1 protein-coding gene is annotated in these 300 nt (G+C 71.3%); it reads right to left on the reverse strand.

The features are described from left to right. Positions 1–62 precede the first annotated feature (62 nt). Positions 63–300 (reverse strand): hypothetical protein (locus tag ADL03_RS48255; protein ID WP_197288193.1); only part of this gene is annotated, 238 nt, incomplete at its 5' end.

Consider the following 300-nt stretch of genomic DNA (forward strand, 5'->3'; position numbering starts at 1 on the left):
ACGAGGTTCACGCCGGGCCCGAACAGGCTGAGCAGCGCGGAGCGGTCCGAGCGGGACGGCCCCTAACCGACGATCGTCGCGTCGACGTGGCGCGCCCGCCGCGCCCACAGCACAGTGAACAGCAATGCCAGAGGCCAGCCGACCACCAGGAGCGCTGCCGAGGACACGGCCATCGCGTATGAGGTGTTGACCAGGGCCGGCGAGAGCGCGCCGAAGCGGCTCACCCCCAGCAGCACGTACCCCAAGACCTCGGACGCCGCCGCCCAGACCGCCACGAACGCGACCAGCCACAGCGTGTTC

Origin of the sequence: Nocardia sp. NRRL S-836 (assembly GCF_001279525.1) — a bacterium.
GTDB lineage: Bacteria > Actinomycetota > Actinomycetes > Mycobacteriales > Pseudonocardiaceae > Lentzea.